Annotated in this window: 6 protein-coding genes; 1 reads left to right on the top strand and 5 read right to left on the bottom strand. The window is 60.2% G+C overall.

The features are described 5' to 3' along the window. Positions 1-144: 144 nt before the first annotated feature. The 5 genes from MUO23_08875 to MUO23_08855 form a co-directional block, all read right to left on the bottom strand. A complete protein-coding gene (locus tag MUO23_08875) occupies positions 145-591 on the bottom strand; it encodes a hypothetical protein (protein ID MCJ7513067.1) in 447 nt (148 codons plus the stop codon). A 223-nt stretch (positions 592-814) separates the two neighbouring features. Further along, on the bottom strand, positions 815-1267 hold the full coding sequence (locus tag MUO23_08870; protein ID MCJ7513066.1) for a hypothetical protein: 453 nt from the start codon (positions 1265-1267) through the stop codon (positions 815-817). A 196-nt stretch (positions 1268-1463) separates the two neighbouring features. After that, entirely contained in the window at positions 1464-1880 is a 417-nt protein-coding gene (locus MUO23_08865) for a hypothetical protein (protein MCJ7513065.1), read from the bottom strand. A gap of 189 nt (positions 1881-2069) precedes the next feature. Continuing rightward, on the bottom strand, positions 2070-3317 hold the full coding sequence (locus MUO23_08860; protein MCJ7513064.1) for an NAD(P)-binding domain-containing protein: 1248 nt from the start codon (positions 3315-3317) through the stop codon (positions 2070-2072). 528 nt (positions 3318-3845) lie between these two features. Next, positions 3846-4016 carry a hypothetical protein gene (locus MUO23_08855; GenBank protein MCJ7513063.1) on the bottom strand — a complete coding sequence of 57 codons (171 nt, stop codon included), beginning with the start codon at positions 4014-4016 and terminating at the stop codon, positions 3846-3848. A gap of 5 nt (positions 4017-4021) precedes the next feature. Between MUO23_08855 and MUO23_08850 the strand changes: the two genes are divergently transcribed. Beyond that, complete coding sequence (locus MUO23_08850; protein MCJ7513062.1) at positions 4022-4963, top strand: IS110 family transposase; 942 nt, start codon at positions 4022-4024, stop codon at positions 4961-4963. Positions 4964-5050 lie beyond the last annotated feature (87 nt).

Below are 5050 nucleotides of genomic sequence, written 5' to 3'. Positions count from 1 at the left end.
GCGGCTCAGGCTTGACACCTCCATTCTAGGGCAACTCCGCAGGCAAGGAACCAGTACGTTTTCGCCCGCCAGCCGAGTCGGCTTCAGCGAGTTGTTGGGCGGCATCTCCGGGGTCTCAGGGCGCCCCGGTGCATAGTCCCGAGGTCACTTTCTTTCGATTGTGGACTCTGGATGCGTGACCATGTTTGCAGTGATTTGGATGGCAAAAAGACCAAGCAAGATGATCCCGCCTATCAAGGAATAGTATTTCCAAGTCATTACCACAAATCCATAATTCATCGAGATGTAGAGCGCGACATATGGCACCAATTGCTTCCAATCCATCTTCTCTCGGAATGGGATCTTCAGTATCCAGTCATAGAGAGCTTCGATCGCCAGAAATGCCAAGAAGATTCCCAGAAAGACAGTGTATCGTGGTGTCTTCTGTTCCTGTTGGACGAGGAAGATCGCATAGATGGCTGGAATCGCTAGAAGGAAGTATACCCATCCGATTCTTTGCAGAAGAGCAAGATGATTCTTGCGAATGAGAAAGATGAAGATCAGAACCACGCTGTTCACAAGACCTAGCGCGAAGAAGAATGGTTCAAGCACCCTGAGGCTCCTTCTGTCTCCGTTGCGCGCCTACTGCTCCAGCTCCTCAGTAGAGCCGCCCAACGGCCTCGAGCTAAGCCGCTCGGCGGCTCACGCTTGGCTCCTTCATTGTATGGCAACAAAGCAGGCGAAGAACAATTGCGCTTTCGCCCGCCAGCCGAGTCGGCTTCAGCGAGTTGTTGGGCGGCTCTGGCTGTGGCCGCGGGATGCGCAGTCTCACGCCTCATGGATCGTCAACCAGGAGTTCGAGTAATTGTATCTGGCCACCGGTCTCTCCTTGGCGCCGGAACTCTATTCGATATGTGAATCGGTGTCCTTCGATCGGAGTCTCGCCGAACCAATCCTCAACCCGTTGAGTCAGTACACGACCTCCCAGCTTGTACTCATAGGCCGCGTACCTGTAGACCCCGCTCGGCACCTCTCGGTAGTCTGTAGTGGCCCCTGCCAGGACATCGCCGAATTCAACTCGAATTACAGGGGGATCCAGCGACGCCGCAGGGAAGAGGACCGTGAGTCCTGCAATGTCCTCATTGCTGCCATTCGCTATTCGTAGTTGTTGCGGGACGCGGCCAGGCGATGACGCCCCAGGCAGCCCACTGCAGGCGCTCTCTAGGGCGAAGAATATGGCAATGGCCACTCTGCCTAGATGTGTTCGGAGAGCGTTGGTGCGGGACATGATCCCCTCCCTACACAAACGGACGCATCGTGGCGCCATGAGCCGCCCAACGGCCTCGAGCTATGCTGCCCGGCGGCTCAGGCATCGGCCCATCCATTCTCGCGCCATTTGGCGGGCAAGACATGCTCCAACTTTCCGCACGCTAGCCGGGTCAGCTGCAGCGAGTTGTTAGGCGTGCGGACGTGGAAAGCGCACCTCACTTGGGGGCTGATCCGGGCAGTTGCGAATGTACTCGCCAGGCAAGAAGAGAGAAGAACGTAGTCGCCGCGGCGGAGAGCCCAAGTCCCATTGCTGCGAGTTCGGAGGCCCAACCCAAATGCCAGGGCCCTGGTTCGAGGATCTCAGGTGCGCTCTTCAGGAGCTGGGCGAGGGCAATGAGCAGACCTGCGATGGCAAGGCCAAGATACCCGGTGCGGGAACCACCGGCAGCCTCGGCGACGAGGCCAACCAGGGCAGCCATGTAAGCGAGAGCGAGCATGAGTGTTGTGGGGACGCTCAAGTGGAATTCGTGCGGTACGTCGTATAGGAAGTCGTCGATCAGGTGGACGGCTGAGAAGGCGGCGAAAGCGACTGCAGAGACGATAGCTGGCGAATGCCATTTGGATGGTTTCAAGAGAGTTCACTCCCACGCACGACAGACAGCCTAGGTTCGGAAGAGCGCTGCGCACGCCTAACGGCCTCGAGCTAAGCTGCCCGGCGGAAGCGGGCAACGTCTCCAGGACTCTAGGGCAAGTCAGCGGGCAAGACAAGAACCCCTGAAAGCCCAGCCCGCCGGGTCAGCTTCAGCGAGTTGTTGGGCAGCCTAGTCAGCGAATCCGTCGTTTCGAATGTGCTGAACGATTCGTGCGGCATCATCGGACACGCCAAACAGAATGCCGCTCTTCCGAGCAGAAAGCCATGGCATCCCAAGGAAGTAGAGCCCTGGAAACTCCGTTATGCCGTCGGTATGGCGAGGCCGGCCGCCCTGGTCCAATACGTCCACCTCCACCCAACTCCAGTCGGCGTCAAAGCCCGTGCACCAAATGACACTGGAGACACCTGCACGCGTCAGATCCAGTTTGGTGATCTCCTCCGATCCCCTCAGGTCAGGGAGTGAGGGTTCCCCAGGATCAGGTTGTGGCGCTTCTGCCACTATTCCTTCACCATCTATGTGAGTGTCAATGGCAGCCTTGAAGGCCCGTGACTTCTCGTCCGCAAAACGGATGCACTCTCGAACGCTCCCGTCCAGCTTGAGGACACGATGATCGGCATCAAGCACCCGCCCGACAAGGACAGCACCATCCCGTGCGAGGGATTGAAGGCTGACGGTGTGTCCGCCGTGGGTCCCCGAGACCTGGGGCTGCGCCGCGGACTGGAGAGACTGATCCTCCAGCTGTTGCAGCTTCACATCCAAGATGCTCATGTCCCTCCACCAGGCGAGGATGTCTCGGCCGCGGTACGAGCGGGGCACCCGCGCCACTTTGCTGACGGACAGATAGACATCACGTCCAGCCTCGAGCAACTCTTCCGCTATCTGGCACCCCGATTGGCCGCTTCCGATGACAAGCACGGCACCTTTGGGAAGAGCTTCGGGATTCCTGTAGGTACCCGCTGAACACACTGCAATATCGTTGGGAAGTTGACGCGCCAGTGTCGGCACGCGGGGCCGGCTAATCCCGCCCGAGGCGAGGATCACTGCCTTGGCGTGCATTTCCTCGGACTGCGTGCGGAGCGCATACAAGCCGCCCGAGGTTCTTCGAAGACTAGTCACATTGGTGCGTGGCCTGATCGGAAGGTGGAAGATGCTGGCGTAGTCCTCGAAGAACGCTACCAGTGCGTTCCTACCGGCGAAGGCATGAGGTTCTTCTGGATGAAACTCCATTCCGGCCAGTCCGTTGGCCCAGTTAGGTGTGTTCAGGTGGAAGGAATCCCATCGTTGTGTACGCCATGACTGGCCTATGTCACCCCTTTCCAACACGAGGTGTTGGACATGGTCCAGGCTAAGGAGGTAACTGGCAACCAATCCAGCCTGGCCTGCCCCTACTACGACGACGTCAACTATGGTGCTCATTGCTCTCTCGACAAGGAGGAGGGCGCTTCATGTGGATCCTGGGCTCACTGCGACAGACAATCATACTCGCGTCCAGTCTTGATTGATCTTCCGCGGGCTGCAATGGCGAACTAGGGGTACAGGCTGCCTAACGGCCTCGAGCTTCGCGACCGCGGAGCGTCCTGGAAGGAAGCACCCCCTGGGGAAGCCGCTCGGCGGCTCGGGGGCGAACCATCGGCCGTGACACCGACTACTGCCGACGGTCTCCCAGCTGACTCGGCGAGTCAGGCCAGACCGCCTCCACTCTAGCACACCCTTGCAGCGACGACCCCATCAACTCATCGGCAGCCAGCCGAGTCGGCTTGCCTGGCCTCCCGAAGGACATCGCGACGATGTGCGGCCTGGGCAGGCAGCGAGTTGATCATATGAAAGTGCTGCACCTTCCGCTATCCTCGTCGCAGTTTGGCTTCCGACGCGCTCTCAGACAGAGAAAGGTGCAGCTACCATGGATTATAGGATCGGTTGTGACGCTCACCCTGGCCCAGATCGCTAGGGCTGGGCAAGCGCTACTCTCAGTTCGCCATTCTCGATCAGGACGGGCGCCTTTTCGCCCAACACCGGGTCGACCGTCAGCCGGGGGCCATCCGGGCTTTCCTGGAAACCATGCCCGATGGCACCCCCGTCGCGCTGGAGACCGTCGGCAACTGGTACTGCCTGCACCTGTGGTGCGGCACAGGTGGATCGCCGACGAGATCGAAGCCGCCGGCTGTTTGCCTCTCCTGGCGCACGCGGCGAAGGCCAAGGTCATGATGGGCAACGTCAACAAGACCGATAAGCTTGACGCCAAGGGCCTGGCTAAGCTCCTCCACCTGGACAGCCTGCCCACCGTCTGGCTCCCGCCCGGGGAGATCCGGGATGAACGTGAGCTCCATCGCACCCGGATGGCACTCTCAAAGCTTAGGACCGCCCTCAAGAACCGCATCCACGCCACCCTGGCTGAGTACTGCATCACCAGCACGGAGCACAGCGACATTTTCGCCGGCGCGGGCAAGGCCTGGCTCAAGACAACCCTTTCTCGGCTCCCCCCGGAAACCGGACGCTGCGTCGCCCAAGAGCTCGAAGCTCTCGACGGCCTCCAGCACCAGATCGCTCAGCTCGAAGACCGCATCCGGGACCGGATTGCCCTCACCCCCTCCATCCAGCTGCTCAAGACCCTTCCCGGAATTGGCGACATCTTAGCGATCGTGATCGAGCGCGAGATCGGCTGCATCGATCGCTTCCACACCCCAGGCCAGCTCGCCAGCTATGCCGGTGTCGTTCCCACCGTCCACGCCAGCGGTGGCAAGACCCACTTCGACCACATGCGCAAGCCCTCCAATCAGTACCTGAAGTGGGCTTTCATCGAGGCCGCTAACGTCGTCGTCCGCCACCGCCGCCACCCCGCGTGGAAGACCAAGTACGCCTGCCAGATCTACGACCAGGTCAGCCAGCGCAAAGGCCACGCCATAGCCGTCGGCGCCGTCGCCCACCACCTCGCGGAGGCTGCCTTCTGGATACTCACAAGACAACAACCCTACCGGCCGCCTGCCGTCCGACAGGCCTCTCCCAAGCAGGTGCAAGGGCGTGCCCAACTTGTACCCTCCGAGGTACGTGAGTTGATTGCCTAGCACCTGCTGGACTTGCTCATGCCGCTCTGACGGCGAATAGATGTTTCGGGGATAGCTCGCTTCGAACTGGGAACCGGGGGTGCTACT

It is taken from the genome of Anaerolineales bacterium (assembly GCA_022866145.1).
Taxonomy (GTDB): domain Bacteria; phylum Chloroflexota; class Anaerolineae; order Anaerolineales; family E44-bin32; genus PFL42.
This window is presented reverse-complemented; position numbering and strand designations above follow the sequence as displayed.